Genomic DNA, 26,223 nt, shown 5'->3' with positions numbered 1-26,223 from the left:
GAAAGAGGGGGAAGCTCTCCAAGGGAAAAGCGCGTGTCGTAGGACCAGTTGCGAATGGGTGGGTCATAAATGCCTTCGTTTGCTACTGGGCTTGCCTTGCAAGCCCTCTTGAGTTATGCATTTCCCGAGATGGGCAAGCGCGGTTTCGTCCGAAGGGAACCGAGGCCCAAGGAAGTCCTGGAGCTCTGCCTGTACCTGGCCCAAGAGGTGGCCCCACCCACCCCCAAAGGCCACCGCGGCAGACCCTGGCGCTACACCCATGCCCTGTACCTGGCCCTCCTCCTCTTCCGCGCCTTCTACGGTCTCACCTACCGAGCCACAGAGGCCCATCTCCAGGACCTCCTAGAGGGCCCCTTCCCCTCCCACCAGGCCCTGGCCGCCTATGCACAGAAACACCTGAACGAAGAGGTGCTGCAGGCGCTGCTGGAACGGCTGGTACAGGAAGTGGAAGCCCGGCTTCCCCAAGAGGAAGGGGAACCCCCCTTTTCTTGATGGACAGCACGGGGCTGGCCTACCGTAGCAAAGACACGGTGCTGCGCTGGCGCAGGGGGCAGGAGGAGCGGCGGATGCGGGGGCACAGCCGGCTTTTGGCCCTGGTGCGGTGGAGGAGGGGGCAGAAGCTTTTGGCCCCTTGGGGGGGCGGGGTGGGGCGGGCGTATGCCCCTGACCCGAGGCTTGGGGCGGGGGTGCTCCTGCGGTTTGGGCTGGGGGGCGGGGTGCTTTTGGGGGACGCGGGCTTTGACGGGAGGGAGGTGTGGGAGGTGGTGCGAGGGCTTGGGGTGTGGCCCCTGATCCGGCTGCGGGGAGGGGGAGAGGTGCGGGATGAGGTGCGGCGGGAGGTAGCGGCGAGGTGGGACGGGGAGGTGTATCGGAGGCGAGGGGTGGTGGAGGGGGTGTTTGGGGGGATGAAGACGCGTTTGCGGAGGGGTTATTTGCAGGAGCGGAAACCGCATACGGCCATGTGGCGGGCCTTTATGGAGTTCCTTGCCTACGGCCTGCGCATCCTGCTCACCCTGCTTCCCCCTCAGGGGGGGTACAAGGCGATTTACTAGGCAAGCCCTGCTGCCCTTGACAAGCTCCCCTCGAGGGCCCTAAATAGGGGGCGATGCCGACCCAAAGACTTCGCAAGGCCCCCGCCTCAAAGCCCTCTGGGGCCAGGCCGCAAGGGGCGCAGGCGGCCACCTTGGTGGTGGTGGAGTCCCCCGCCAAGGCCAAGAGCATCCAAAAGATGCTGGGGCCCGGCTACGAGGTGCGGGCCAGCCTGGGCCACGTGGCCGACCTGCCCGAAAGGGAGCTTGGGGTGGATGTGGCGCGGGATTTCGCCCCCACCTACGAGGTGAAGCGGGAGAAGAAGAGGGTGGTGGAGGAGCTCAAGCGGGCCGCTCAGGGCAAGCGCCTCCTCATCGCCACCGACCCCGACCGGGAGGGGGAGGCCATCGGCTGGCACGTGGCCCGGCTTCTGGGCCGCGATCCCAAGGAGCCCCTAAGGGTGGAGTTCCACGAGATCACCCCCAAGGTGGTGCGGCAGGCGGTGGAGCGCCCCAGGCCCATAGACCAGAACCTGGTGGACGCCCAGCAGGCCCGGCGCGTTCTGGACCGCCTGGTGGGCTACAACCTTTCCCCCCTTCTTTCCCTGGAGTTCCGCAAGCGGGCCCTTTCCGCCGGCAGGGTGCAGAGCGTGGCCCTGAGGCTCGTGGTGGAGCGGGAGGAGGCCATCGAGGCCTTCCAGCGGGAGGAGTACTGGACCCTCGAGGGGCTCTTTGAGGTCCAGGGCAAGACCTTCCCCGCTCTCCTCCACGAGGTGGACGGCCAGCGCCTTTGGACCGGGCAAGGGGAGAAGGAGGGGAAGGTTCACCTGGAAAATGAGGCCCAGGCCCTGGCCCTGGCGGAAAAGGTGCGCTTTTTCCCCTACCGGGTGGCCCAGGTGGAGGTCAAGGAAAGGCGCAAGTCCCCCCCGCCCCCCTTCACCACCTCCACCCTGCAACAGGCCGCCAGCACCCGCCTGGGCTACACCGCCAGCCGCACCATGCGCATCGCCCAGCGCCTTTACGAGGGTGTGGACCTGCCCGAGGGCACCGTGGGCCTCATCACCTACATGCGCACGGACTCGGTGCGCGTCTCCCCCGAGGCCGTGGCCCAGGCCCGGGAGGTCATCGGCGAGGTCTTCGGGAGCGAGTACCTCCCCGAAGCCCCCAGGGCTTACCGGAACCGCAGGGAGGGTGTGCAAGACGCCCACGAGGCCATCCGGCCCACGGACCCGAGGCGCACCCCAGAGCAGGTGCGAAAGCACCTCTCCGAGGAGGAGTACCGCCTCTACGACCTCATCTGGCGCCGCTTCCTGGCCAGCCAGATGAAGGACGCCCTCTACGAGCAGACGGTGGTCCTGCTGGAAAGCCAAGGGGGAAAGCCCCGCTTCACCTTCCGGGCGGCGGGCTCCGTGCTCCGGTTTGAGGGTTACCTGAAGGCCTGGGGCCGGGAAGGGGAGGCTTTGCCCGCAGGGCAAACCCATTGGCGGGAGCCAGAGGAGGAAGAGGAGGCCCCCCCCGTGCCCGCGGTGCCCCAGGGGGCGGAGGCCAGGTTGCAACTGGTAAGGCCCGAGCAGCACTTCACCGAGCCCCCACCCCGCTACACCGACGCCACCTTGGTCAAGACCCTGGAGGAGCTCGGCATCGGCCGCCCCTCCACCTACGCCCCCACCCTGGAGACCCTGGAGAAGCGGGGTTACGTGGAGCGAAAGGGACGCACCCTCCTCCCCACCCCCCTGGGGCGGCAGGTGGTCCGCTACCTGAAGGAGCGCTTCCCCCGGGTGGTGGCCTACGAGTTCACCGCCCAGATGGAGGAAGGGCTGGACCAGGTGGAGGAGGGCAAGGTCCCCTGGCCCAAGGTGGTGTGGGAGTTCTACGAGCCCTTTTTGGAGGAGCTGAGCCAGGTGCCCAAGAAGACCTGCCCCAGGTGCGGCAGGCCCCTGGAGCTGAAGGTGAGCCGGTTCGGCCAGTTCCTGGGGTGCACGGGCTACCCGGAGTGCACCTACACCGAGCCCCTGGAGAAAAAGGAGGCGGAGCCCATCGGGGAGGCCTGCCCCAAGTGCGGCAGGCCCCTGATGCGGAAGGAGGGGCGCTACGGAAGCTTCATCGCCTGCTCCGGCTACCCCCAGTGCGACTACACCCGGGACGACGGTAACCCCACGGGCCAGGCCTGCCCCAAGTGCGGCGGGCGGGTTCTGGAAAAGCGGAGCAAGCGGGGAAAGCCCTACTACAAGTGCGAAAACAGCGCCTGCGACTTCCTTTCCTTCCATCCCCTTCTGGAGCAGACCTGCCCTTCCTGCGGCTGGCCGCTGGTGAAGAAAGGGGAAGGGGCCTGCATCAACCCCGCTTGTCCGGCACACGATCCCAAGCTGATCCCTCCCCCCAGGGCCCAGGAGCCCTCGGCCGCCAAGGGCAGGGGATCCGCCCGGGGCGGGGCCGCCTCGGGGGCCTCGAGGCGCACGGGGAAGAAGCCCAAAGGCCAAGGGGCCTCCCCGCCCAAACCGCCCAAGGACTGGGAGGAGCTAAAACCCTTCCTGGGCGAGCTGGCCCCGGAGGAGCGCAGGGCGGCGGAGGCCTTGGCCCGGGGTGAACCCCTTTCCCCAGAGGAGGTTAGGCTGGCCCAGCGGGCCCTCTTTAAGCTGCGCATGCGCAAGGGGCGGGCCAGGAAGGAGGCGGTTACCTGATGGAAAGCTATAAGCTCCACCTCCTGCGCCTGGCCCGGGAAGGGAGGGTGGAGGTTCCCGGCCTGCCGGTGCGGGCGTACTCCTTGGCCCTCGAGGCTTCCCAAGAAGAACGCCAAGGCCAGGGTTTTTACCTGGTGCTGGAAGGGGAGCTGGTGATTGACCTGCCTGGGGGCCGTTACCTCCACTTAAAGAGGGGGGAGGCGGCCCAGGTCACGGAGCCCCACCGCTTGGTGCCGGTGGAGCGGGCGGTGATTTTGGAGGTGGGGTAGGCCCCACCAGGAAGACCGCTCCCCAGGGCTTGTAGACGCTCACCACCTTGTCTTCCCGTACCCGGCCATCCCGGTAGCGCACCCAGCGGCGCACCTCCACCCTGGCCCCCTCGGCGGCGAAGTCCACCTGTTTGCGGGCTCCTGGGGGGAGGCTTGGGTCCACGATCTCCCGCGTGGGAAGGGGGGGCCGGGTGTCGGAGACGAAGGGGCCTTCCCAGCGTACCTCCCGGTCCTTGGTGCCGAAGAGGTGGAAGCGGAGGGTGGTGCCCTGGACGGAGCGTTGCACCAGGATGTGCCCCGGGGTGTCGTTCAGCACCCTGAGGTCCTTGTAGGGCTGGAAGACCGCCGCATCCAGCCCCGGAGGCCGGTAGTAGGCCACCTGGTAGCTGTGGGCGTGGCGCTCCAGGATGGGAAGCCCCGCCAGGAAAAAGGCCCGGAACAAGGTGGTGGAAACCTGGCAGACCCCGCCCCCCACCCCCTGCTCCGTGCGGTCCCCCACGATGACAAAGGCTTGCTTGTACCCCTCCTCCTCGGTCACGGGCCCCAGGGCCGCATTGAAGGAGAACCTCCCCGGGGGGATGAGGAGGCCGTCCAGCTTGCTGGAGGCCAGGAGGAGGTTATGGGTCCGCTCACGGCTGGAGCCGCGGAAGCTCGTCTCCCCCGTGGCCAGGTGCTCCCTGACCCCCAGCACGTAGAGCTCCTTCAAGCTGGGGGTGGGGTAGGTGTAGCGCACGGGCAGGAGGAAGCTCTTCTTGCCCGCATCCCGTGCCTGGCGGTAGGCCGCCAAGGCCTCGGCCTCGCTGAAGGCGAGCCCCTTCTTCTCCACCCCCCGCCACCGCCCCCCTTGGAAGACGAAGCGGGGGGGCCTGGGGTCGCGGGCCAGCTTCTTTAAAAGGGCTTTTAACTCCGCCTCGGAGGCCACGGAAAAGGTTTGGCTCCCCACGTAGGTGCGGAGCAGGCCCTCTTCCAAAACGTCTTCCTCCAGGACCAGCACCGCCCTGAGAGCGGGCAAACCATCCCCGCCTTGGGCCAGGGCCAGGCCGAGGAGCAATACCCAAAATCCCCAGCGCCGCATGGGAGGAAATCTACCACGTACCCTGTGAATGCTCTGTGAAAAGGCCCACCGCCCGGTACAGCGCCGCCTCCTCCTCCGGGGTGAGGTAGCGGGCCTCCCCCTGGGGCAGGTCCCCCAGCTCCAAGGGTCCCAAGGAGAGGCGCTTCAGGTAGAGCACCCGGTTCCCCCGGGCCTGGAACATGCGCTTCACCTGGTGGAAGCGCCCCTCCCGGAGGACGAGCTCCACCCGGGTGGGGTCCTGGTCCCAGGAGAGCTCCGCGGGGAGAAGCCTGGCGCCATCCAAGAAGAGGCCTTGCCGAAAGGCCTCCTGGTCCTCCGCGGTGGCCGGGCGCTCCAGGTGGACCAGGTAGCGCTTTTCCACCTTGTGCCGGGGGTGGGTGAGGCGGTGGAGGAGTTCCCCATGGGTGGTGAAGAGGAGGAGCCCCTCGGTGTCCTTGTCCAGGCGGCCCACCGGGGAGAGGTCCCGGGTGGGGAAGCCCTGAAGGAGGGCGTAGACGCTGGGCCCCTCGGACCGGCTCGTCACGTACCCTGCGGGCTTGTGCAGGAGGACGTGGTGGTGGCGGCGCACCGCCAGGGGCTTTCCGTCCAGTTCCAAGGGAACCCCTTCCGGGACGTGGAAGCCCGGGTCCCGAACCACCTCCCCCGCCACCCGCACCCGCCCGGCCCGCACCAGGCGGGCCACCTCCTTGCGGCTACCCAGGCCCAAGCGGGCCAGAAGCCGGTCCAAGCGTTCTCCCTTCATACAGGACCTCCTGCCCCGCCATCCGTTTCCTAAGGGCCTTTGAATCCACGCCATGCCTCCAAGGCCCACCGCCAGATGTCCAGGTCCCTCTGGCCGGAGGCCAGGGTGTGCTGGGCCTGGGAAAACCACCTCTCCCCCTCCTCCCAGTCCAAGGGTGCCATCCTCACCTTATCTTAAGGGGCATGAGGCTTTACCAGCTGGACAGCTACGCCACCCGCTTCCAGGCCCGGGTGGTGCGGGCCTGGAGCGACGAGAAGGGCCACCATGCCGTGCTTTCCCAGACCCTTTTCTACCCGGAGTCTGGGGGGCAGCCCGCGGACACAGGGGTGCTGAGGGGGGAGTTTGGCCAGGTGCGGGTTCTCCACGTGTTTGAGGAGGCCAAGGCCTTCGGGGATGTGGTGCACCGCCTTTCCGCCCCCATCCCCGAGGGGGCGGAGGTGGAGGGGGAGATTGACTGGAATAGGCGCTTCCGCCACATGCAGCGCCACACCGCCCAGCACCTCCTTTCCCAGGCCCTCCTGAGGGCCGGGGGGTACCACACGGTGGCCGTGAGCCTGGATAGCCCGGTCTCCACGGTGGACCTCGAGGAGGAGGCCCAAGACACCCAGGTCCAGGAGGCCGAGGCCCTGGCCAACTTCGCCGTGTACGCCGACTACCCCATTGAGGCCTTCTGGGTCTCGGAGGCGGAGCTTGCCCAGTACCCCTTGAGGCGGCCCCCCAAGGTCCAGGGCCAGGTTCGGCTGGTGCGGATCGGGGACTTTGACCTGGCGGCCTGCGGGGGCACCCACCTTAAGACCAGCGCCCAGGCCGGGCCCATCAAGGTGCTGAAGTGGGAGCGGTACAAGGGGGGAAGCCGGGTGTACTTCATGGCGGGGTGGGAGGCCTTGGAGGACTACCACGCCAAGCACGCCCTGCTTTCCCGCCTGGCCCTTTCCTTCTCCGCCCATCCCCTGGAGCTGGAAAAGCCCGTGCGCAAGCTACAGGAGGAGCTTTACGCCCTGAAGGGGGAGAACCAGGAGCTTAAGGAGGCCTTGGTGGAGGCCCTCTTGCCCAGGGCCCTGGCGGAGGGGGTGCTCCTGGTGCCCTACCCCCTTTTGGGGCACCTGGCCAAAAGGCTTCTTTCCTGGAGCGAGAAGACCTTCTTGCTCCTTTCCCCCGAGGGCCGCTTCGCCACCTTAGGCCCTGGCCGGGAGGCGGTTTGGCAAAGGCTCAAGGCCCTGGGGGCCAAGGGCGGGGGGAAGGAGGTGGTGCAGGGTAGCCTGCCCAGGGAACGGGTGGCCGAGGCCTTGGACCCGAGCCTCGTAAGCTAAGGCCATGGGGCTTTTTGAGGGGAAGGGGGTCTTGGTGACGGGGGCGGCCCGGGGCATCGGCCGGGCCATCGCCCGGGCCTTCGCCCGGGAAGGGGCCATGGTGGCCCTTTGCGATCTCCTCCCTGAGGGGTGGGGGGTGGCGGAGGAGATCGGGGGCTTTTTCGTGCAGGCGGACCTGGCCCAGGAACGGGACCGGGTGCGCTTCGTGGAGGAGGCGGCCCACGCCTTGGGGCGGGTGGACGTGTTGGTGAACAACGCCGCCACCAGCACCCCGGGCTCGGCCCTTACCGTGAAGCTTTCCGAGTGGCGGAGGGTCCTGGAGGTCAACCTGACCGCCCCCATGCACCTCTCCGCCTTGGCGGCCAGGGAGATGGCCAAGGTGGGCGGAGGGGCCATCGTGAACGTGGCCAGCGTCCAGGGGCTTTTCGCCGAGCAGGAGAACGCCGCATACAACGCCTCCAAGGGGGGTCTGGTCAACCTCACCCGCTCCCTGGCCCTGGACCTGGCCCCCCTGGGCATCCGGGTGAACGCCGTGGCCCCGGGGGCCATCGCCACGGAGGCGGTGCTGGAGGCCATCGCCCTTTCCGAGGACCCGGAGAGGACCCGCCGGGACTGGGAGGACCTCCACGCCCTGAGGCGGCTGGGCCAGCCGGAGGAGGTGGCGGAGGCGGTGCTTTTCCTGGCCTCGGAGAAGGCCAGCTTCGTCACCGGGGCCATCCTGCCCGTGGATGGGGGGATGACCGCCAGCTTCATGATGGCGGGCAGGCCGGTGTGAAGGAGGCCCCTTGCGGCTTCGGCAGGGGAGCCCACCCCCTGGCGCTTAAGTGGCGTGGTCCTTGTAGGGCTCCCCCCGGAGGTCGGAGATCAAGTGCACGGCCACATAGGCCCCATCCCCTGCGCTCACGATGGCGTGCCCGGGCACCTTGCCCCGGGCCACCCCCGCGGCGTAAACCCGGGGGTAGTTGGTGCGCCCCATCTCGTCGGTGTCGATGTAGAGGCCCTTTCGGGTCAGGCCCAGGAGGGAGGGCAGGGTGGGGTCCTTGTGGGTGCAGAGGAGGAGCCTTTCCGCTTCCACCACGCCCTTCTCGGTTTCCACCTCAAAAACCCCCCCCAGGTCCCGGACCCCCTTGACCACGCCCTTTTGGATCTCCGCCCCGTAGCGCTGGGCATGCTCCTTTAGCCTTTGGAGAAGTTCCTCGCCCGAGGGCTCTTCCAAGAGGCCTGGGTAGTTGGGAACCCGGCTCACCTGGGCGATTTTGGAATGGCCTCCATCCAGCACCAGGACCTTCAGCCCGGCCCGGGCCAGGAAAAGGGCCGCGGAAAGACCCGAGGGGCCGCCGCCTACCACGAGAACATCCCACATACCTTTTAGAGTATATGGGTCGGGAAGGGAGGGGAGAAGGCAAGGTATAATCGGCGGCGCATGATCTTGGACGACCGCTACCCGGTGCTGGAGACCCTCGAGGAAAGGGAGGGCGTCACCCTTTATCGGGTGGAGGGCGGGTTGGTGTTCTTCTTCCAGGTGCGCACCCCCGAGGACAGGGAGCGCTTTTACCGGTACCGGGCGGCCATCAAACGTTTAGAGGAGCTGGGGCTTGTGGAGGCGGTGGTTTCCGCCAAGCCCGGGCGTTACTACGCCTTTTTCCCCGAGCGTCCCTTGGCCCGGAAAACGCCGCCCCGGGCGGCCCTCGAGGCTCTGGCCCCCTTGGGCTTCGGCCCGGAGCACCTGGCCATGGCCGAGGAAGGGGTGGCCTACCTGTCCCCCTGGCCCCTGGGGCCTGCCCGGCGGGCCTTGGCCCGGACCCCTTCCCGCCCTCGGCCTGGCTTTCTTCTGGGGGTGGCCCCGGGCCTCCTCCTCTTCCTCCTAGGGGTGGGGCTTCTGGCCCAAGGGTTTTACCGCTACTTTAACCCCCCGGAGTATAGGGTGCCAGACCTGGTGGGCAAGACCGCCAGGGAGGCGTTTCTCCTTTTGAAGGATACGGGGCTTAGGCTGGAGGTGGCGGAGGGGAACGACCCCAGCAAGCCCAAGGAGGTGGTGCTGGCCCAAGAGCCTCCGCCGGGAACCCGCCTTAGGGCCGGGCGCACCGTGCGCCTCACCCTAAACCAGGCCCGGCTGAACCCCTTGCCCGAGCTGACGGGGCTCCGCCAGGAGGAGGCCGAGGCCAGGCTTTCCGAGCTGGGGTACCGCCTGGCTGGGGTGGCCCAGGTGGAAAGCCCCGAGCCCCTGGGCACGGTCTTGGCCAGCGATCCGCCCCCCGGCACCCCCTTGCCCCCTGGGGCCTCGGTGCGGCTTCTGGTGTCCCGTGGTGCCTCCATGGGCCCCACGGTCCCCCTGCCCCAGCTCACGGGTCTGGGCCAAAAGGAGGCGCTTTTCCTCCTGAACGCCATGGGCCTGCAGGTCCAGGTGGAGGAGGTGCCCTCCGGAGCCCCCCGGGCGCGGTCTTGGCCCAGGAGCCCGCCCCCGGAACCCCCATGCCCCCGGGGAGCGGGGTGCGCCTAAGGGTGGCGGCAAGGGGAGAGGTGCGGGTGGGGGTTTTGAACCCCCCCTCGCCTCCGGCTCCCGAGGCCCGCACCGTGACCCTGGCCCTGAATCTGCCCCAGGAGGCGGAGGGCCGCCAGGTGCGCCTGGTGCTTCTGGATGACCGGGGGGAGCACCTGGTCTACGAGGGGGAAGGCCGGGAGGGCCTTGGGGTCTCAGGCACCTATGAGGTGGTGGGGGAGGGCCGCTTCCGCCTGTACCTGGATGGGGAGCTCTTCCAGGAGTGGGTCCCCTGAGGACCCCTGGGTTTGGGGAGGAGGGCGTGAAGGGAGGCTGGGCCGAGGACCGGGCGCTTGCCTACCTTCTTGAGCGGGGCTACCGGCTTCTGGGCCGGAACCGCCGCACCCCCTTTGGGGAGGTGGACCTCTTCATGGAAAAGGATGGGGTCTACGTCCTGGTGGAGGTGAAGCAGAGGAGCACCCCGGCCTTCGGCACCCCCCTCGAGGCCCTCACCCCCAAAAAGGTGGAGCGCCTCCTGAAAAGTGCCCGCCACCTCCTTAAGCGGGACGACCTCCCGGTGCGCCTCGAGGCCGTCCTGGTCCACGGCACCCCCAAAGCCCACCGCCTGGAGCACCTGGTTCTGGAAGTGTAGCCCGCTCCGAGCCCCCTCCCCAGGCTTCCGGTAAGCTTGGGGGTGTTTAGGAACCTCCGCGCCTACCTGGAGGCCCTGGAGAGGCGGGGCGAGCTCAAACGGGTACGGGTCCCCGTTTCCAGCGAGCTGGAGATCACCGAGATCGCCGACCGCATGGTGAAGGGGGGCGGCCCCGCCCTCCTTTTTGAGAGGGTGGTGGGTAAGGACTTCCCCGTGGCCATCGGCCTCTTCGGCACCCGGGAGCGCACCGCCTTCGCCCTGGGGGTAAAGGATCTGGACGAGTTGGCCCGCAAGGTGGAAACCCTCCTGGAGCTCAAGCCGGGCAAAGGGGGGCTTTCCGCCCTTTTGGGGCTTCTTCCCAAGCTTCCCCTCCTCCGGGGGTTTTTCCCCAGGGGGGTGGCCAGGGCCCCGGTGCAGGAGGTGGTGCTAAGGGGGGAGGAGGTGGACCTCTCCCGCCTCCCCATCCTCAAGTGCTGGCCCCTGGACGGCGGGCCCTTCCTCACCCTGCCCCTGGTCATCACCAAGGACCCGGAAACCGGGGAGCTCAACCTAGGCATGTACCGCATGCAGGTCCTGGACAGGCGGAGCACGGCCATGCACTGGCAGCTCCACAAGGTGGGCCGCCGCCACCTGGAGAAGGCCAGGAAGCTGGGCAAGCGGCTGGAGGTGGCCGTGGCCTTGGGGGGCGACCCGGTCCTCACCTACGCCGCCACCGCTCCCCTACCCCCCTTGCCGGGGGTGAGCGAGTTCCACCTGGCGGGGTTCCTGCGGGGGGCCCCCATGGAACTGGCCAAGGGGGTCAGCGTAGACCTCCCCGTGCCCGCCGAGGCCGAGTTCGTGTTGGAAGGTTACATTGACCCCCAGGAATCCCTGGTGGCGGAGGGCCCTTTTGGGGACCACACGGGCTTTTACACCCCTGTAGACCTCTACCCCCGCTTCCACGTCACCGCCATCACCCACCGCAAGGGGGCCATCTACCCCGCCACCATCGTGGGGGTGCCCCCCATGGAGGACGCCTACCTCATTGAGGCCTCGGAGCGCCTTTTCCTGCCGCCCTTGCGCCTTATCCTCCCCGAGGTGGCCGACTACCACATGCCCCCTGAGGGGGTGGCCCACAACTGGGTGAACGTGGCCCTCCGGAAGGAGTACCCGGGGCAGGCCTACAAGGTGGCCTACGGGATGCTGGGCCTGGGGCAGATGATGTTCGCCAAGGTGATCGTGGCGGTGGACGAGAACGTTCCCCTGAAACCGGGCTTTTCCGCCCTCTTGAAGGCCCTGGAGCACGCCCTTCCCGGGAGGGACACCCTGCTCCTCCGGGGGCCCATGGACGTCCTGGACCATAGCGCCCGGGCCTTCGCCTTCGGGGGCAAGCTCCTAATTGACGGCACCCGCAAGCTCCCGGAGGAGGGCGGGGAGGTGCCCTTCACCCCCAAGGCCCACGCAGACCTCCCCGGGGATCCGGAGGCCTTGGCGCAGCGGCAGTGGCCGGGGGTCTGGGGGGTGGCCTTGCGCAAGGAGCGGCCCGGCCAGGCCTGGGCCTTGGCGGAGCGGCTTTTGCGGGCACCGGCCAGCGCGGGTATCCGGCTCCTGTTGCTGGCGGACCATGACACCGCCCTCACCCCCGAGGAACTCCTTTGGGCGGTGCTCAACAACATTGACCCCGAGCGGGACGCCCGGGTGATGGAGGGGGTGGAAGGCCCGGTTTTGGTGCTGGACGGTACCCGTAAGCTCCCGGAGGAGGGTTTTAATCGCCCCTGGCCGGAGCGCATCCGCATGGATGCCCGCATCCAAGCCCTGGTGGATTCCCGCTGGGAGGAGTACGGCTTTTAGGCCCTCCGCAGGGCCCGGTTGCGGAGGAGGGCGCTTTTCATGGCCCGCACCACCTCCCGGTGAAGCCGCCCCTTGCCCACCTCCTCCTCCAGCACCCCCAGGGCCTCCTCCGGCTTGAGGGGGGTGCGGTAGGTGCGCCCGCTGGTGAGGGCGTCGTAGATATCCGCGGCGGTTACCGTTTGGACCAAAAGGGGGATGTCCGTGATCCCATCGGGGTAGCCGGAGCCGTCCAAGCGCTCGTGGTGCCAGCGCACGTAGGGCTTGAGCCGGGCGTAGGCCCGCAAGGGGCGGAGGATCTCGTCCCCCTTCACCGGGTGCTCGCGGATAAGCCGCCACTCGTGCTCGGTGAGGGGGTAATCCCCCCGCAGGATGTGGTCGGGGATGCCGATCTTGCCCACGTCGTGGAGAAGGGCCCCCAGGCGCAGATCCTCCATCTCGGCTTCCTTGGCCCCCAGCTCCTCCGCGGTCCACAAGGCGTACTCGGCCACCCGCTCCCCGTGGCCTGCGGTGTAGGCGTCCTTGGCCTCCACCGCCCGCACCAGGGCGAGGAGGGCCCTTTCCAGGTCCTCCAGCTTTTCCTGCAGTTGCCGGCGCTCCAAGTGGCCCTTGACCCGAAGCCTGAGCTCCGTCAGGTCCACAGGCCGGTTCAGGAAGTCGTCGGCCCCGGCCTCTAGGCCCCTAAGGCGCACCTCCTTGTCCCCATCGGCGGTGAGGAGGATGACGGGGAGGAGGGGGTCCAGGGCCTTTACCCTGCGGGTGAGCTCGAGGCCATCCATCAGGGGCATGTGCAGGTCCGTGAGGACCACGTGGGGCAGGCCGTCCCGGAGGATGTCCAGGGCTTCTTGGCCGTTCCTGGCCTCTTGGACCTCCACCTCCAAGGGGGCCAGGGCCCGCATGAGGAGGAGGCGTTGGATGGGTTCATCGTCTACCAGCAAAACCTTTTTGGCGGGGAGGGACTGCGGGCGCTTCATGGCCTCACCCCCCGGAGTAGCTGGCCCAGAAAGCTGGAGCGGCCGCTATCCATTTGCCCCGTGCGTTTTACCAGCCCTTTTCGTTCCAGGCGGAAGAGGTGAAACCGCACCAGGTCCAGGGGCAGGCCGAGGGCCTTGGAGAGGTCTTCTGCTGACGCCCCTTTTTTCAGGTAGGGAAGCGAATTTGCCAGAAAACCTTCCTCTGGGGGTATCTTGGCCAGATCGGCAACCTTGAAGAGGGCCTTGGGAGGGGGGAGGTACGGGCGGTAGCGCTCCAACTCGTCCTGGAGGGTGATGGTGCTTAGGAGGGCCTTCTCCACGGGCCAGTTCAGGCGGTGCGGGTGCTTGGGTTTTGCCCCGGGGATAAACTCAAAGCTCCCTTGGCGGGCTTGGAGCAAGGCCTGCAGGGTGGCCTTGGCGGCCAGGGCCTCCAGGGGTTTGCCGTGCTGGTCAATGGAACGAATATGGCCGGGCTTGAGGTAGAGGGTGGTGGGGGGAATATCCTTCAGGTTCCAAATTTCCAGGGCCCCTTCCTTCTGGGCAAGGAGCTGGAGGAGCTCCTCTAGGGGCAAGCCCTCGAGGGTCCCAAACAGGGCCATAACCGGACCTCCTGCCTTCACCCTAGGGCTCCCCTGTGAAAAGGGTTTGAAAAGGGCGTATAATCCCCCCTTGTGTTGGTGCGGCCTGCCCTTCTTCCCTCTTGGCCCCCGGGGGTGGCGGATCTCTTTGGCCGGGAAGGGCCCTTGGTCCTCGAGGTGGGCTTTGGCGATGGCCGTTTCACCGCGGAGCTGGCCAAGGCCCATCCGGAATGGCTCATCCTGGGGGCTGAGATCTCCGCGGCCAGCGTCCTTAGGGCCTACCGGCGCCTGCGCCGCGAAGGGATAGGCAACGTGCGCCTTTACCATGGGCAAGGCCCCTTCGCCCTCAGGAACCTGGTGCCGCCCAGGAGCCTGAGGCGGGTCATCGTCAACTTTCCCGATCCCTGGCCCAAAAAGCGCCACCAGCGGAAGCGGCTTCTGCAGGAGGGTTTTTTCCGCAGGCTTTCCACCCGGCTTGTGGAGGGTGGGGACCTCCTCCTCACCACCGACCACGAGGAGTATTTCCGCTTTGCCCTGGAGGAGGCGGAAAGAAGCGGGCTTTACCGCCTGGAGGTCAGGGAGCCGCCGGAGGCCCACCTGCGCACCAAGTACGCCTTAAAGTGGCGGGAGGCGGGCCGGAGCTTTTTCCATGCGGTCTTCACCAAGGTGGCCGAGGACCCCCATCCTTGGCCGCCCATAAGGAGGTACGAGGTGGCCCATGCCTTGCTGAAGGGGAATCTGCCCGAAAGGCTCGTCTTGCCCAGGACTCCCCTGGCCCTCCCTGGAGGGGTGGCGGTCTTTTTGGAGGTGGCCCGGGGGGAGGAGGGTTTTTATGTCCTCACCCATGTGGAGGAGGAGGACCTCACCCAGGACCTGCTTCTGGAGGTGCGGAGGAGCGCGCACGGGGTTTATGCGGGGGTGAGCCGTTTCGGTAGCCCCCTCATCACCGAGGGGGTGAAGGAGGCGGTGCGGGCCCTGGTGCGGGAGTTGGGGAAGGCGGGCCTCGAGGTGGTCCAGGACCACACCTAGCCCCCCTAAAATAGCCTTATGCACGCGCACGTGATCCTGGCCGCGGGGCAGGGGACCCGGATGAGATCCCGCCTGCCCAAGGTCCTCCATCCCCTCCTGGGCAAGCCCATGCTGGCCTACGCGGTGGAAACCGCCTTGGCCCTGGAGCCCAAAAGGCTCGTGGTGGTGGTGGGCCACGGGGCCGAGCAGGTGGTGGAGGCCCTAAGGGCCTACCCGGTGGAGGTGGCGGTGCAGGAGGAACAGCTGGGCACCGCCCACGCCCTTTTGCAGGCGGAGGCCCTCCTCGGGGGCTTCCCCGGCCCCACCCTGGTCACCCAAGGGGACACCCCCCTTCTCCGCCCGGAAACCCTCAGGGCCCTTCTGGAAAGGGTGCGGGAGGGGGCGGGCATGGCCCTCCTCACCGTGGAGCTTCCCGATCCCACCGGCTATGGCCGCATCCTGCGCCAGGGGGAGGAGGTTTTGGGCAACGTGGAGGAAAAGGACGCCTCCCCGGAGATTAGGGCCATCCGGGAGGTGAACGCCGGGGCCTATGCCTTTGATGACCTCCTCTTCACCGCCCTCAAGGAGGTGCGCAACGAAAACGCCGCCCGGGAGTACTACCTTCCCGACCTCATCGCCATCTACCGGGCCAAGGGGCGGAGGGTGGTGGCGGTGCCAGGGGTGGCGGAGGAGGCCCTTGGGGTGAACACCCGGGAGGAGCTGGCCCGGGTGGAGGGGGTGCTCCTTTCTGCCCTCCGCCGGGAGTGGATGCGGAAGGGGGTGCGGATGATCCTGCCCGAGAGCATCTACCTGGAGGCCAGCGTGGAGCTCGCCCCCGACGTGACCCTCTGGCCGGGGGTGGTGCTCAAGGGCAAGACCCAAATCGGGGAAGGGGCCGAGGTGGGGCCTTACGCCATCCTGGAGGACACCCTCTTGGAGCCCGGGGCCAAGGTGCTGGCCCACACCGTGGCCCAGGGGGCGGTGGTGGGCCGGGGGGCCGATGCGGGCCCCTTCGCCCGGCTACGCCCGGGGGCGGTCCTCAGGGAGGGGGCCCACGTGGGCAACTTCGTGGAGGTGAAGAATAGCCTCCTCCACCCGGGGGTCAAGGCGGGGCATCTGGCGTATTTGGGGGATGCCGAGGTGGGGGAGGGCACCAACATCGGGGCCGGGGTCATCACCGCCAACTTTGACGGCAAGCGCAAGCACAAGACCCATATCGGCAAGGGGGCCTTCATCGGCTCCAACGCCGTCTTGGTGGCCCCGGTCAAGGTGGGGGATGGGGCCATGGTGGGGGCGGGGAGCGTCATCACCCACGAGGTGCCCGAGGACGCTCTGGCCATCGCCCGGGAAAGGCAACGGAACCTGCTGGGCTACGCCCGTAAGAAACGGGAGGAGGGCTGACCCCAGCCTGGCCCCTTTCCCGGGGCCGGGGCGGGAAAGGATAAGGGAGGTTTCACCTCCCTTGCGGACCCGGTGGTAAACTGCGGAGTATGAACCTGGGCATGCCGGAAATCCTGGTGATCCTGGTGGTGGCCCTCCTCATCTTTGGGCCCAAGAAGCTTCCCGAGCTCGGCCGTTCCCTGGGCCAGAGCATCCGGGAGTTCAAGCGGGGGGCCCAGGAGATCCGGGAGGAGCTGGAGAAGACGGTGGAGGTACGGGAAGACAAGGGCCCCGAAGGGGCTAGGTTGGCTAGGTCGGAGTTTGGGGCGGTTTCCGAGGCTTCCCCCAGCAGGACCCCTGAGGTTTCCGAAGCCCAAGAGGAGCGTAAGGCTTGAAGGAAGCACCCCTGGTAGAGCACCTCGAGGAACTTAGAGCCCGCATCCTCTGGTCCCTGGTGGCCTGGGTGGTGGGCACGGGGGTGGCCTGGAGCTTCCGTGTCCAGCTTTTGGAGTGGCTGAAGCGGCCCTTGGACCTGGCGGCCAAGCAGAACAACATCCAGGTCAACCTCATCGTCTTGGACATCGCCGAGCCCTTTTTGGTCTCCTTGAAGGTGGCGGCCTTCGGGGGCCTGGTGCTGGCCTTACCCTTCATCGTCTACCAAGCCTGGGCCTTCATCGCCCCTGGCCTGTATGAGCATGAGAAGCGCCTGGCGGGGCCTTTTCTGCTGGGGGCGGGCTTCAGCTTCGCCCTGGGGGCCCTTTTCGCCTACTACGGCTTTCTGCCCTTCGCCATCCCCTTCCTCTTGGGCTTTCTGGGGGACGTCATCACCCCCCAGATCTCCATCGGCCGCTACATGGGCCAGGTCCTCATGATGATGAGCGTCATGGGCTTGGTGTTTGAGATGCCGGTGGTGAGCTACCTTTTGGCCCGGCTGGGGATCCTCTCCTCCGGCTTCTTGGCCCGCAACTGGCGGGTGGCGGTGGTCCTCCTCCTCACCCTGGCGGCGCTCATCACCCCCACGGTGGACGTGGTCTCCCTCTCCATCGTCACCGGGCCGCTCCTCCTTCTCTACTGGGTTTCCGTCTTGGTGGCTCGGCTGGCGGAAAGGGCCCGTCCCCAGGAGGGGGCCGCTTGACAGCCGGCGGGGTTTAGCCCTTTACAATAGCCCATGGACGAGCGCATCCTGGCCCTCAGAAAAGAGGTGGACCGGGTGAACCGGGAAATCCTGCGCCTCCTTTCCGAACGGGGGAGGCTGGTGCAGGAGATCGGCCGCATCCAGACGGAACTGGGCCTGCCCCACTACGACCCCAAGCGGGAGGAGGAGATGCTCTCCTACCTCACCGCGGAAAACCCCGGCCCCTTTCCTGCGGAAACCATCCGGAAGCTTTTTAAGGAGATCTTCAAGGCCAGCCTGGACCTCGAGGAGAAGGAGGACCAAAAGAAGTTCCTCTACTCCCGGAAACACAAGCCCGAGCCCACCCGGGTGCGGGTGCGGGACGTGGTCTTTGGGGAGAAGCCCCTCCTCATCGCTGGGCCCTGCTCCATCGAGTCCGAGGAGCAGATGATGGAAACCGCAAGCTTCCTGGCCGCCAAAGGGGTTAGGGTCTTGAGGGGTGGGGCCTTCAAGCCCAGGACGAGCCCCTACGGCTTCCAGGGCCTGGGGGTGGAGGGTCTTAGGATCGGCCGCCGGGCGGCGGACGCCCACGGCATGGTCTTCGTCACCGAGGTCATGGACACCCGGGACGTGGAGGTGGTGGCGGAGTACGCGGACATCCTGCAGGTGGGGGCCCGCAACATGCAGAACTTCGCCCTCCTCAAGGAGGTGGGCCGCTCGGGGAGGCCCGTCCTCCTCAAGCGGGGGCTTTCCGCCACCATGGAGGAATGGTTCTACGCCGCCGAGTACATCCTTTCCCAGGGCAACGAGCAGGTGATCCTGGCGGAAAGGGGGATCCGCACCTTTGAGCGCTGGACGCGAAACACCCTGGACCTCTCCGCCGTGGCCTTGGCCAAGCAGGAGACCCACCTGCCGGTGGTGGTGGACGTGACCCACGCCGCCGGGCGCACGGACCTCCTGGCCCCCCTGGCCCGGGCGGCCCTGGCGGTGGGGGCCGACGGGGTGCACGTGGAGGTCCACCCCAACCCCAAGGTGGCCCTTTCCGACAACCAGCAGCAGATGGACTTCCGGCAGTTTGAGGCCTTCTTGCAGGCCATAGAGGACCTCCTAGGGGCGTGAATGGGTTTCTTGGATAACCTGCTGAACGCCTTCCTCAAGGCCACCGACCCCAGGCCCCGCTACACCGAGGCTCGCTGCCTCCTCTACAAGAACAGCGTGGGGGGGTGCGACCGGTGCTACCAGGTCTGTCCCAAGGGGGCGGTGCAGCTGGAAAGCTTCCGGGTGGAGCTGGACGAGGTCCTGTGCACGGGGTGTGGCTTGTGCACGGGGGTCTGCCCCGGCATCGCCCTGGAGTACCCCTTGGGGGGGATGCAGGAGGCCCTGATCCGGGGCAAGGGGCAGATCCGTTGCTCCAAGGCGGAGGGCAAGGGGGAGGAGGTGCTTTGCCTCGGCCGCCTCACCCCCGGGCTTCTGGCCGAGGCGGGAAGCCGTTTTGGCAAGCTCATCCTGGCCCGGGGGGAGTGCGCCACCTGTAAGATCGGGGGCCCCTCGGTGCCCGAGCACCTCCAGCGCATGGTGGCGGAGGCCCAGCGCTACCATCCCGTGGAGGTGGAGGTGATCCAAGGGGAGCTTCCCGGGGAGAAGGTGGGCCGGAGGGAGCTCTTCCAGGCCCTTCTGGGAAGCGCCAAGCGCACCGCCGCCGACCTGGTGCCCGAACCTCCCCTAGCCGCGGAACCGGAGGAAAAGGGTTTGCCGGCGGAGCTTCGCCTGCGCCGGCTTGCGGCCGGGCGGGCACCTGGGGTGCGCTGGCCCAGGATCCGGGTGGAGGAGGGCTGTACCCTTTGCCCGGTGTGCACCAACGTCTGCCCCACGGAGGCGGTCTACCGGGTGCGGGAGGGGGAGGAGTACGTGCTGCGCCTGAAGGTGGAGGCCTGCACCGGGTGCGGGGCCTGCGTGGAGAGCTGCCCGCCCCAGGTGATCCGCCTCGAGGAGGCCTCCAAGGAAGAGGTAACCGAGGAGCTGGAACTTTACCGGGGTAAGCCCCCCTGGTACGACCTGTAAAATCTCCCCATGCGGCTACACCATGTGGGCATCGCGGTGGAGGACCTCGAGGCGGCCAAGGCCCGTTACCGCCTCCTGGGCTTTGCCCCGGTGGCCGAGGGGGAGGTGGCGGCCCAAGGGGTGCGGGTGGCCATGCTGCGGGGGGCCGGGGAGACCCTATTGGAGCTTCTGGCCCCCCTGGGCCCCGACACCCCCGTGGGGCGGTTTCTGGAGAAGCGGGGTCCCGGCCTCCACCACCTGGCCTTCGCCACGCCCCGGATCCAGGAGGAGCTTGCCCGGCTTAAGGCGGAAGGGGCTAGGCTCATAGACGAGGTCCCCAGGCCCGGTTTTGGCGGCCATAGGGTGGCCTTCCTCCACCCCAGCTTTGGCCTGGGGGTGCTTTGGGAGCTGGTGGAGGAGTAGCCCCTTGGGCTTCCGCCCTCTGCCCCTTCTCCTCGCCCTGGGGCACATGGCCCTCCTCTTTTGGCTTTCCCACCAGCCCGCCACCGGGGTGGGCCTACCCCACCCCTGGGACAAGGCCGCCCACTTCCTGGCCTACGCCCTCCTGGGGCTGCTCCTGCGCTTGGGCCTTGGGGTTTTCCGCCCCGCCTTCTTTGTGGCCGCCCTCTACGGCCTGGCGGACGAGTGGCACCAAAGCTTCGTTCCCGGACGGGAGGCCTTCGGCTGGGACCTCCTGGCCGATGCCCTGGGGGCCTGGGTGGGGGCTAGGCTGGGGGGTAGATGGGAAGTTCCAGAAGCCGGCCGCCCTTAGCGGAGGCCCCCAGGAGGATGGCCTCGGCCAGGATTTCCGGGGAGATCCAGCGGCTGGGATCGGCCTCGGGCATGGCCTTGCGGTTGGCCTCGGTGTCCAGGGTGCCCATGGGGTAGAGGATGAGGAACCGCACCCCCTCCACCTCCCCCTGGAGGGACCGCAGGAGGGTGGCCAGGGCGGCCTTGGCCATGGCGTAAAGGGCCCTTCCCGGCCCGGCCCCCGTCCAGGCGGGCCCGGCGGCGATGGCGGCGAAGAAACCCTCCCCCCGCCTTTCCATGTAGGGCAGGACCGCCTGGAGCAGGTTGAAGGCGGTGCGCAGGTTCAGGTCCAGCATCCAGTCGTAAAGCCCGGGGTCCGAGTCCAGAAAGCGCCCGGCGGCGAAGCCCCCCACGGTGTGCACCACCCCGTAAAGGGGAGCTTGCCCCTCCACGAAGCGGGCCAGGGCCAGGGCCTCCTCCAGGCGGGTGAGGTCGGCGACAAAGGTCTTCGCCCCGTAGGTCCTGGCCCGCTCCGCCATCCTTTCCTCCCTGGGGTCGGAGAGGAAGAGCCTGGCCCCTGCCCGGTGCAAGGCGGGGATCACCGCCCGGGCCAAGGCGCCTCCCGCCCCCGTGACCAAAAAGGCTTTGCCTTGGAGCATGCCTCATTCTACCGGGATGAAGGCCAAGGAGGTGGGGCTGAACCCCAGGTTTGAGGAGCGCAGGAAAAGGGGTGGGGAGGGCACCAGGTCGTAGACCTCGAGGCTCTGCCCCTGGGCCAGGTAGAGGTAGCCGTCCTGGCCCACCAGCCCAGCGGTGTAGGTGCGAAACTCCTGCTGCAGGGGGGATTCCTTGGGCAGGAGCACCTGGAACCCCTGGCCGTAGACCACCGCCCCCACGGGGTCCAGGGCCAGGCGGCTGGGCTGAGGGAAGTCCCCCAGCACCTTGCGGCTTGTCAAGGCATCCCCTTCCAGGGCGTAGAGGCGTACCTCCGTGGGGGTGGCGGCAAGCCCGAGAAGCCTTCCCCGGGCCCGGTCCAGCTGGAGGTCAAAGGGGCCTTGGCTGGCCTGGGGGTCCAAGGGCTTTTCCAGGCTGGGGGTGCCCGAGGGGTTCTGGGCGGGACGGTAGCCCAGGGCCTCCCGGGTCATGTAGGCCAAAACCTCCTGCCCTCCTTGGGGGAAGAGGGCCAGGCGCACCTCCGGGGGAAGGCCGGTGAGGTCCACCTCCTCCGGGTTCCCCGAGCCGTCCAGGCTCCAGAGGAAGGCCCTTCCTGCCCCTGGGCAGTGGGCCAGGAGCCGGCTTTGCCCCAGGCGCAGGTAGCCCCCGGCGCAGTCCGCGGGGAGGGAGGCCTCGGTGGGGGAGCCCTGTGGGACGGCGTTTTCCGTGAAGGTGGCGGTGTCGTAGGCCTCCATTCGGTCGGGGAAGAGAAGGTAGAGCCTTTGGAAGGCGTTGCTGTAGGCCAGGTCCTGGAGGTTTTGGGCATCCCAGGTGGCCACGGGGTTCCCCGTGCCCTCCTGCAGGTCCCGCGCCCGGTAGAAGCGCACCTCACCCCCGCCCCCCGCCGCCACCAAGGCGGGCAGGGGCGGCTCTTGGCTTCCCGTGCAGGCGGCGAGGAGAAGGAGCAAGAGGGCTAGGAGCAGGTGCCGTTGCAGGGAGGTTCCCGCAACGGACAGGGAAGGGGGGCGATGCCCAAAGCCCTTCCGGGGCCCCCGGGGTGGGGAAAGCCAAGGCGGGCCACCCAAGCGGCGCAATCCTTTCACGGTCCACCTCCCAGCTTCACGCCCTCTTCCGAAAGGAGAAGCCCCGCCGCCTGGCCCCCGTAGAGGAAGGCCAGGCCCACGCTGCCCTTGGCGGCGTCCAGGGTGAAGCGCAGGGCCCAGCAGCATCGGTCCAGGACCAGGAGGAACCGGGGCTTCAGGGGTTCCCCCGGAAGGTTTTGCGTGAGGAGGGCGGAAAGGTGGAGCTTGGTGTTTTCCCGGCCCAGGAAGGTGAGGGTGGGGCCGAAGTTCCGCAAGGAGAGGCCATAACCCTCGGGGGTGCCGGTCTTCCGGGTATAGGTCAGGCTCCCCGAGAGGGAAAGCCCGGGGATAGCCCCTTCCCCCTCCTCGTCCGCAGGCACGGGCCGCCACAGCTCCACCCCCCCGCTGAAGGTGGCGTCCTTCAGGTACACCTCCTTGTCCTCCACCTCCGGCAGGTGCAGGTTGGCGCTTAGGCGGAAGCCCACCTCCGGTTGGGCCTGGGTGAGGCTGAGGCGGAGGTTCGTGGCCCGGAAACCCTCCTGGTAACGCCCGGAAAGGGCCAGCTCCCCCAGGGGCCCCGGGGCCACCCCTGAGCGGAAGCCCAGGGTGTAGGCCAGGGCCTTGGGGTCCAAGGTGGCCTGCAGGGAGAGGCTCTGCGGCCCCAGGATGGCCTGCCCCTGGAGGGCCAGGGCGTCTTGCCGCCAGTCCCGCCTGGCCTGGAGGGTGTAGGCGTTCGCCCCCTCCCGCAGGGCGTAGGTGAGGTCGGTGGTGAGGGCGCCTTGGCCATTGAGGTCGTGGCGGTGGGTGAGGTTCAGGCTTCCCCCCGGCAGGGCGTAGCCCGCCTGGAGGAGGAGGGGGTCAAAGAGGGCCTTGGGGTGGTCGTAGCGGAGGCTGGCCTTCAGGGAGAAGGGGTAGGGGGTGAGGCCCCCTTCCAGGCGGGTCTCCAGGGGGCCTTCCCCCGCAAGGCCCCGCTTGTGGAAAAGGGTAAGGGTGTAACCCGGCTCCTGGAGGGCGGCCTGGGCCTCGAGGGGCAGGTAGCGCCCCGCCTCCAGGTCCCTTCCCGCTTTCAGGCTGAGGAGGAGGGGCCTTTCCTGGAAGCCCAGGCTAAGGGTGGCCTGGTGGCTCCGCCGCTGGGGCAGGGCGTCAAAGCGGAAGGGGCTTTCCCCCTCCTGGACGCTTCGGGTATAGGCGGCCTCGAGGCTCAAGCCCCCCAGGGCCTGCCGCAGGCTGGCGGAGGTGGTCCAGTCCACCTGGCGCTCGGGCTCCCCATCCGGGTTCTGCGTGGTGTAGTAAAAGCCCCGGAAGCGGTTTTCCGCCCGCAAGGTGGCCCCGGGCCAGGGGGTGAGGGCGAGGCTTTCGCTGTGGGCAAAAAGGGCCCTTTCCGCCTCCGCGTAGGGCCCCAGGGCCCGGGCGGAGCGGTTTAGGGGGTTGGTCTCCGCCAGGTAGCGGCCCACGGCCAGGCTTCCTTGCACGCTAAAAGGCCCTTCCCGCAGGACGGGGCTTTGCACCTCCAGCTCGGGCAGGCGCTGCAGGGTGCGGGGGGAGGGGTGGCGGGGTCGTGGTCCAGGAAGCCCTCCAGCCGCAGGGCGTAGCGCCAGTCCCCCGGGGTGGGGGCGCCGGGGAGGAGGCCCTCCAGGCGGAAGCGGGAGAGCTTTTCCCGGGTATCGTCCCGCTCCAGAAGGGCGCTCACCGAGAACTCCTGCCGCTTTAGGGCGTACTCCCCCCGGTACTGGAAGGTCTCCGGGGGGGTGTGGAGGAAGAAGTAGCGCTCCTTGGCCTCCCCGGTGCCCACGTGGTCAAAGCCGAAGCCGTAGCCCCGCCCCTCATAGTAGGCGAGGAGGGTGAACCCCAGGCCGAAGTCGGAGACGTAGGGCAAGGCGGCCTTCACGTAGACCCCTTGCGCATCCTGGCCCACCTCCAGCCGGGGCCTGCGCTCGGAGAGGAAGAGGAGGAGGGCGGGGAGTTCCAGGACCGGCCTCTCCCCCACCAGGAGCACCACCCCCCGGGCCACCACCCGGTCCCCGGGATAGAGGACGATCTCCTGGGCGCGGAAGGCGTAGTCGGGCACCTCCTGGCCGCAAGGGGCGCAAGGGGTGGCGTAGCCCCTTTCCAGGAGGATGGCCCCCGCCACCCGCTGGCAAAGGGGGCCCGTGAGCAGGAGGTCCTGGGCCTCGATGCGCACCTCCAGGGCGTCAAAGCTTTCGTCGGAGAGGTCTAGTTGGAGCTCCTCCGCCTCCACAAGCCTTCCCTCCCGGTCGCGGTAGCGCACCCCTTCGGAGAGAAAAAGGAGCCTCCGGGTGCGGAAGTAGGTGACCCTCCCCGCCTCGAGGGCCTCCCCATCCCGCTCCAGGCGCACGGGGCTGCCCGTGAGCACGTAGACCTCCTCCTCCCCCTCCTGCCGGAGTTCCAGCTTTTCCGCCTCTAAAACCCTCAAGACCTTCTCCTGGGCCAGGGCGGGGAGGAAGAGCAGGAGGAGGGCGAAAAGCCACCTCACCTTCGCCCTCCCAGAAAGAGGAGAAGCCCCAACAGGCCATAGACCAGGTTGGGCCCCCAGGCGGCCAGGAGGGGATCCAGGGCGTTTTGCTCCCCCATGATCCGCCCCACGCTCCAGGTGGCGTAGTAGAAGAAGGTGAGGACCGCCACCCCCACGAGCCCCAGGCTCCGGGATCCCCCGAGCAGGTAGAAGGCGAGCCCCGTGGCGAAGAGGGCGAAGACCAGGCTGGCCGCGGGCTCGGCGAAGCGGCGGTGGTAGGTGGTGGCCTCGAGGCCCGCCTTCACCCCCATGGTCCTAAGCCTTTCCACCTCCTGCCTAAGCTCCCTTAGGGTCATGCGGTTGGCGGGGTTCTGCCAGGGCTCAAAGGTGAGGTCCTTAAGCACCAGCTCCCCTTCCTGGAAGTGGGTCAGGGTTCTTGGCCTATCCCCCTCGTAGGTGACCCTGAGGCCCCTTGCCACCTGGAGGACCCCGCCTTGGAACCTCCCTTCCTCCGCCAGGATCACCTCCTCCCTCGAGAGGATCCTCAGCTTTCCGATCCGATCCCGCGCCACCTCCCCCACGTGGACCACCCTACCCTTGGCGTCCTGGAAGGTGGTGCCCGGGGTGAGAAGGGTCCGGGGCTTTTCCAGCACCTGCCTGCGGAGGAGGTCCTGCCCCTGCGCCAGGGCTTTGGGCACCAGGCTTTCCCCCAGGACGAAGCCCAAAAGGGCCAGAACCCCCCCAGGGCCAAAAAGGGAAGCAGAACCCGCTCCCGCCGGATGCCCAAGGCGAGAAGGGCCTTCAGCTCCGAGTCCTCGGCCAGGCGGGAGAGGAGGAAGAGAAGGGCGAAGAGGTAGGCCACGGGGGCCCCCCGGACCAAGGCCTCAGGGGTGCGGTAGAGGAGGTAGCGGAGGAGGGTATAGGGGTCCGCCCCCTTGGCCACCAGGGGGGCCAGGACCTCGTAGACCGCCCCCGCCAGGAAGAGGAGGACGATGACCCCAAGCCCCAGGCTGAAGTGGGCCAGGGCCTCGCGCAGGAGGTAGCGGTCCAGGGTCTTCATCTAAGCCTCCAGATGAGGAAGAGGCCCAAGGCGGCGAAGAAGGCGTTGGGAAGAAAGGCCAGGAGGGGGTTCACGTCGTAGCGGGCCAGCTGGGCGGAAAGGGTCCAGAGCACGTAGTAGCCGAAGATGAGGAGGACGATGCTGAGAAAGGCCCAGGCGGCCTCCCGGAAGGAAAGGCCCAAGGCGGCCGCCACCAGGCCCAGGAAGAACCCCCCCAGGGCATCCGCCAGCCGGCGGTAAAAGGCAAAGCGGGCCCCGCTTTCCACCCGGCTCCTCTCCCAAAGCTCCTTTAGGGTGGTGGAGTCGTAGGGGTCGCGGGAGCCCAGGCTTTCCTTGGGGCGGAACTGGGCGGGAAAGGGAAGGGTGCCGGCGAAGGGTTTGGGCTTGCCCTCCTCCAGCACGTACCCCCGAAAGTGCCACCCCTCCTTGTCCCATACGCCCTCCTGGCCGCTATAGACCCGGCCCCTTTCGTCCACCACCCGGATGCCGAAGAGGCGGTTTTGCCCCACCTCGGGCCGGACCTCTTCCGCGTAGTAGACCCCGAGGCCTTCCGCGGCGTAGAGCTGTTTGCGCAAAACCCCGCTTAGGCCGCCTTCCCCGTAGAGGAGCCGGGCCAGGTGTCGGTCGTAGGCCTCGAGGGCCCGGGGGCGGAGCTCGGCCAGGTTGAGGAGGTTGAAGAGGCTCACCAAAAGGGCCAGAAGCGCCAGGGGTTTCAAAAGGGCCCAGGGGGGTACGCCCGCGGCGTAGGCCGCCTTCAGCTCCGAGCCTCGGATGAGGCGGGCCAGGCCCACCAGGATGGCGAAGACCAGGCCCAAGGGCAGGGCCAGGCTCAGGGTCCAGGGAAGGCGGTAGAGGATGAGGGTCAGGATGGCCTCGGCGCTGGCCCCCCGGCTCAGGAGCACCCCGGAGAGGCTGGAGAGGAGGTCAAAGGTGAGGAGGGCCACGAAGAGGAGGACCCCCACCAGGTAGGGGACCAGGACTTCCTTGAGGACGTAGCGCCCCAGCACCAGGCCGAGTATACGGGGCCAAGATGAGAAACGCCCCCAG

General features: G+C 68.1%; 24 protein-coding genes and 4 pseudogenes. 17 read left to right on the top strand and 11 right to left on the bottom strand.

Annotated features, from left to right (window positions below; genetic code table 11):
- The first annotated feature begins 129 nt into the window (after positions 1 to 129).
- The 4 genes and pseudogenes from BS74_RS12705 to BS74_RS10110 all read left to right on the top strand — a co-directional run bounded on the left by BS74_RS12705 (position 130) and on the right by BS74_RS10110 (position 3,978).
- Entirely contained in the window at positions 130 to 492 is a 363-nt protein-coding gene (locus tag BS74_RS12705; RefSeq protein WP_051946690.1) for a hypothetical protein, read from the top strand.
- Positions 471 to 1,052, top strand: a pseudogene (locus BS74_RS12700) (transposase); the annotation flags it as partial. The gene BS74_RS12705 and the pseudogene BS74_RS12700, both read left to right, overlap by 22 nt.
- Positions 1,053 to 1,105: 53 nt before the next feature.
- Entirely contained in the window at positions 1,106 to 3,709 is a 2,604-nt protein-coding gene (gene topA, locus BS74_RS10115; RefSeq protein WP_038058400.1) for a type I DNA topoisomerase, read from the top strand.
- Positions 3,709 to 3,978: a cupin domain-containing protein gene (locus BS74_RS10110; protein ID WP_038058399.1), complete on the top strand. Its 270-nt coding sequence runs from the start codon at positions 3,709 to 3,711 to the stop codon at positions 3,976 to 3,978. The genes topA and BS74_RS10110 overlap by 1 nt, the downstream gene beginning before the upstream one ends.
- On the opposite strand, the gene BS74_RS10105 is transcribed toward BS74_RS10110, so the two are convergent.
- The 3 genes from BS74_RS10105 to BS74_RS13050 are packed head-to-tail and all read right to left on the bottom strand — an operon-like array spanning position 3,920 to position 5,956.
- Entirely contained in the window at positions 3,920 to 5,053 is a 1,134-nt protein-coding gene (locus tag BS74_RS10105) for a VanW family protein (RefSeq protein ID WP_038058396.1), read from the bottom strand. The two genes, BS74_RS10110 and BS74_RS10105, sit on opposite strands and share 59 nt — an antisense overlap.
- 10 nt (positions 5,054 to 5,063) lie before the next feature.
- A complete protein-coding gene (locus BS74_RS10100) occupies positions 5,064 to 5,795 on the bottom strand; it encodes a pseudouridine synthase (protein WP_038058395.1) in 732 nt (243 codons plus the stop codon).
- Positions 5,796 to 5,824: 29 nt separating this feature from the next.
- Positions 5,825 to 5,956, bottom strand: a complete 132-nt coding sequence (locus tag BS74_RS13050) for a hypothetical protein (protein WP_281173175.1) — start codon at positions 5,954 to 5,956, stop codon at positions 5,825 to 5,827.
- A 21-nt stretch (positions 5,957 to 5,977) separates the two neighbouring features.
- Between BS74_RS13050 and BS74_RS10095 the strand changes: the two genes are divergently transcribed.
- Both BS74_RS10095 and BS74_RS10090 read left to right on the top strand, forming a co-directional pair.
- On the top strand, positions 5,978 to 7,105 hold the full coding sequence (locus BS74_RS10095; protein WP_038058393.1) for an alanyl-tRNA editing protein: 1,128 nt from the start codon (positions 5,978 to 5,980) through the stop codon (positions 7,103 to 7,105).
- Positions 7,106 to 7,109: 4 nt separating this feature from the next.
- A complete protein-coding gene (locus BS74_RS10090) occupies positions 7,110 to 7,880 on the top strand; it encodes an SDR family NAD(P)-dependent oxidoreductase (RefSeq protein ID WP_038058391.1) in 771 nt (256 codons plus the stop codon).
- A 45-nt stretch (positions 7,881 to 7,925) separates the two neighbouring features.
- Here BS74_RS10090 and BS74_RS10085 read toward each other — a convergent pair whose 3' ends face one another.
- Positions 7,926 to 8,468: an NAD(P)/FAD-dependent oxidoreductase gene (locus tag BS74_RS10085; protein WP_038058389.1), complete on the bottom strand. Its 543-nt coding sequence runs from the start codon at positions 8,466 to 8,468 to the stop codon at positions 7,926 to 7,928.
- Positions 8,469 to 8,528: 60 nt separating this feature from the next.
- Here BS74_RS10085 and BS74_RS10080 point away from each other — a divergent pair.
- The 3 genes and pseudogenes from BS74_RS10080 (at position 8,529) to BS74_RS10070 (ending at position 12,066) form a co-directional block, all read left to right on the top strand.
- A pseudogene (locus BS74_RS10080) lies at positions 8,529 to 9,880 on the top strand (PASTA domain-containing protein).
- 26 nt (positions 9,881 to 9,906) lie between these two features.
- On the top strand, positions 9,907 to 10,236 hold the full coding sequence (locus tag BS74_RS10075) for a YraN family protein (protein WP_185747725.1): 330 nt from the start codon (positions 9,907 to 9,909) through the stop codon (positions 10,234 to 10,236).
- Positions 10,237 to 10,278: 42 nt separating this feature from the next.
- Positions 10,279 to 12,066 carry a menaquinone biosynthesis decarboxylase gene (locus BS74_RS10070; protein WP_038058387.1) on the top strand — a complete coding sequence of 596 codons (1,788 nt, stop codon included), beginning with the start codon at positions 10,279 to 10,281 and terminating at the stop codon, positions 12,064 to 12,066.
- On the opposite strand, the gene BS74_RS10065 is transcribed toward BS74_RS10070, so the two are convergent.
- On the bottom strand, positions 12,063 to 13,037 hold the full coding sequence (locus tag BS74_RS10065) for an HD-GYP domain-containing protein (protein WP_038058385.1): 975 nt from the start codon (positions 13,035 to 13,037) through the stop codon (positions 12,063 to 12,065). The two genes, BS74_RS10070 and BS74_RS10065, sit on opposite strands and share 4 nt — an antisense overlap.
- Positions 13,034 to 13,636: a DUF4388 domain-containing protein gene (locus tag BS74_RS10060; RefSeq protein WP_038058384.1), complete on the bottom strand. Its 603-nt coding sequence runs from the start codon at positions 13,634 to 13,636 to the stop codon at positions 13,034 to 13,036. The genes BS74_RS10065 and BS74_RS10060 overlap by 4 nt, the downstream gene beginning before the upstream one ends.
- Positions 13,637 to 13,708: 72 nt before the next feature.
- Between BS74_RS10060 and trmB the strand changes: the two genes are divergently transcribed.
- The 8 genes from trmB to BS74_RS10020 all read left to right on the top strand — a co-directional run bounded on the left by trmB (position 13,709) and on the right by BS74_RS10020 (position 19,929).
- Positions 13,709 to 14,644 (top strand): tRNA (guanosine(46)-N7)-methyltransferase TrmB, encoded by a 936-nt coding sequence (gene trmB / locus BS74_RS10055; RefSeq protein WP_038058382.1) that lies wholly within the window; start codon positions 13,709 to 13,711, stop codon positions 14,642 to 14,644.
- Between the two features lie 18 nt (positions 14,645 to 14,662).
- The gene (gene glmU / locus BS74_RS10050; protein WP_038058380.1) at positions 14,663 to 16,024 is read left to right on the top strand and encodes a bifunctional UDP-N-acetylglucosamine diphosphorylase/glucosamine-1-phosphate N-acetyltransferase GlmU; all 1,362 of its coding nucleotides are present in this window, start codon (positions 14,663 to 14,665) and stop codon (positions 16,022 to 16,024) included.
- Between the two features lie 89 nt (positions 16,025 to 16,113).
- Positions 16,114 to 16,398 carry a TatA/E family twin arginine-targeting protein translocase gene (locus tag BS74_RS10045; RefSeq protein WP_038058378.1) on the top strand — a complete coding sequence of 95 codons (285 nt, stop codon included), beginning with the start codon at positions 16,114 to 16,116 and terminating at the stop codon, positions 16,396 to 16,398.
- Positions 16,395 to 17,138 carry a twin-arginine translocase subunit TatC gene (gene tatC, locus BS74_RS10040; RefSeq protein WP_038058375.1) on the top strand — a complete coding sequence of 248 codons (744 nt, stop codon included), beginning with the start codon at positions 16,395 to 16,397 and terminating at the stop codon, positions 17,136 to 17,138. The genes BS74_RS10045 and tatC overlap by 4 nt, the downstream gene beginning before the upstream one ends.
- Before the next feature lie 33 nt (positions 17,139 to 17,171).
- Positions 17,172 to 18,236 (top strand): bifunctional 3-deoxy-7-phosphoheptulonate synthase/chorismate mutase, encoded by a 1,065-nt coding sequence (locus BS74_RS10035; RefSeq protein ID WP_038058373.1) that lies wholly within the window; start codon positions 17,172 to 17,174, stop codon positions 18,234 to 18,236.
- Positions 18,237 to 19,178: a 4Fe-4S dicluster domain-containing protein gene (locus tag BS74_RS10030; protein WP_038058372.1), complete on the top strand. Its 942-nt coding sequence runs from the start codon at positions 18,237 to 18,239 to the stop codon at positions 19,176 to 19,178.
- 9 nt (positions 19,179 to 19,187) lie between these two features.
- Positions 19,188 to 19,580, top strand: a complete 393-nt coding sequence (mce, locus tag BS74_RS10025; RefSeq protein WP_038058371.1) for a methylmalonyl-CoA epimerase — start codon at positions 19,188 to 19,190, stop codon at positions 19,578 to 19,580.
- A gap of 46 nt (positions 19,581 to 19,626) precedes the next feature.
- Positions 19,627 to 19,929 (top strand): VanZ family protein, encoded by a 303-nt coding sequence (locus tag BS74_RS10020; protein ID WP_051946893.1) that lies wholly within the window; start codon positions 19,627 to 19,629, stop codon positions 19,927 to 19,929.
- On the opposite strand, the gene BS74_RS10015 is transcribed toward BS74_RS10020, so the two are convergent.
- The 5 genes and pseudogenes from BS74_RS10015 to BS74_RS09995 form a co-directional block, all read right to left on the bottom strand.
- Positions 19,883 to 20,566, bottom strand: a complete 684-nt coding sequence (locus BS74_RS10015) for an SDR family NAD(P)-dependent oxidoreductase (protein ID WP_038058369.1) — start codon at positions 20,564 to 20,566, stop codon at positions 19,883 to 19,885. The two genes, BS74_RS10020 and BS74_RS10015, sit on opposite strands and share 47 nt — an antisense overlap.
- Before the next feature lie 3 nt (positions 20,567 to 20,569).
- Positions 20,570 to 21,556, bottom strand: coding sequence for a hypothetical protein (locus BS74_RS10010; RefSeq protein WP_038059166.1), 987 nt, complete (start codon positions 21,554 to 21,556; stop codon positions 20,570 to 20,572).
- A gap of 104 nt (positions 21,557 to 21,660) precedes the next feature.
- A pseudogene (locus tag BS74_RS13045) lies at positions 21,661 to 24,137 on the bottom strand (LPS-assembly protein LptD).
- Positions 24,134 to 25,176: pseudogene (locus BS74_RS10000) on the bottom strand (LptF/LptG family permease). Before BS74_RS10000 ends, BS74_RS13045 begins: the two co-directional pseudogenes overlap by 4 nt.
- Positions 25,173 to 26,183 carry an LptF/LptG family permease gene (locus BS74_RS09995; protein WP_038059164.1) on the bottom strand — a complete coding sequence of 337 codons (1,011 nt, stop codon included), beginning with the start codon at positions 26,181 to 26,183 and terminating at the stop codon, positions 25,173 to 25,175. The pseudogene BS74_RS10000 and the gene BS74_RS09995 overlap by 4 nt, the downstream one beginning before the upstream one ends.
- Positions 26,184 to 26,223 lie beyond the last annotated feature (40 nt).

The sequence above is a fragment of the Thermus amyloliquefaciens genome (assembly GCF_000744885.1).
Classification (GTDB): domain Bacteria; phylum Deinococcota; class Deinococci; order Deinococcales; family Thermaceae; genus Thermus; species Thermus amyloliquefaciens.
Note: the sequence above shows the minus strand (reverse complement) of the source record. Positions and strands in the feature narration are given on the sequence as shown.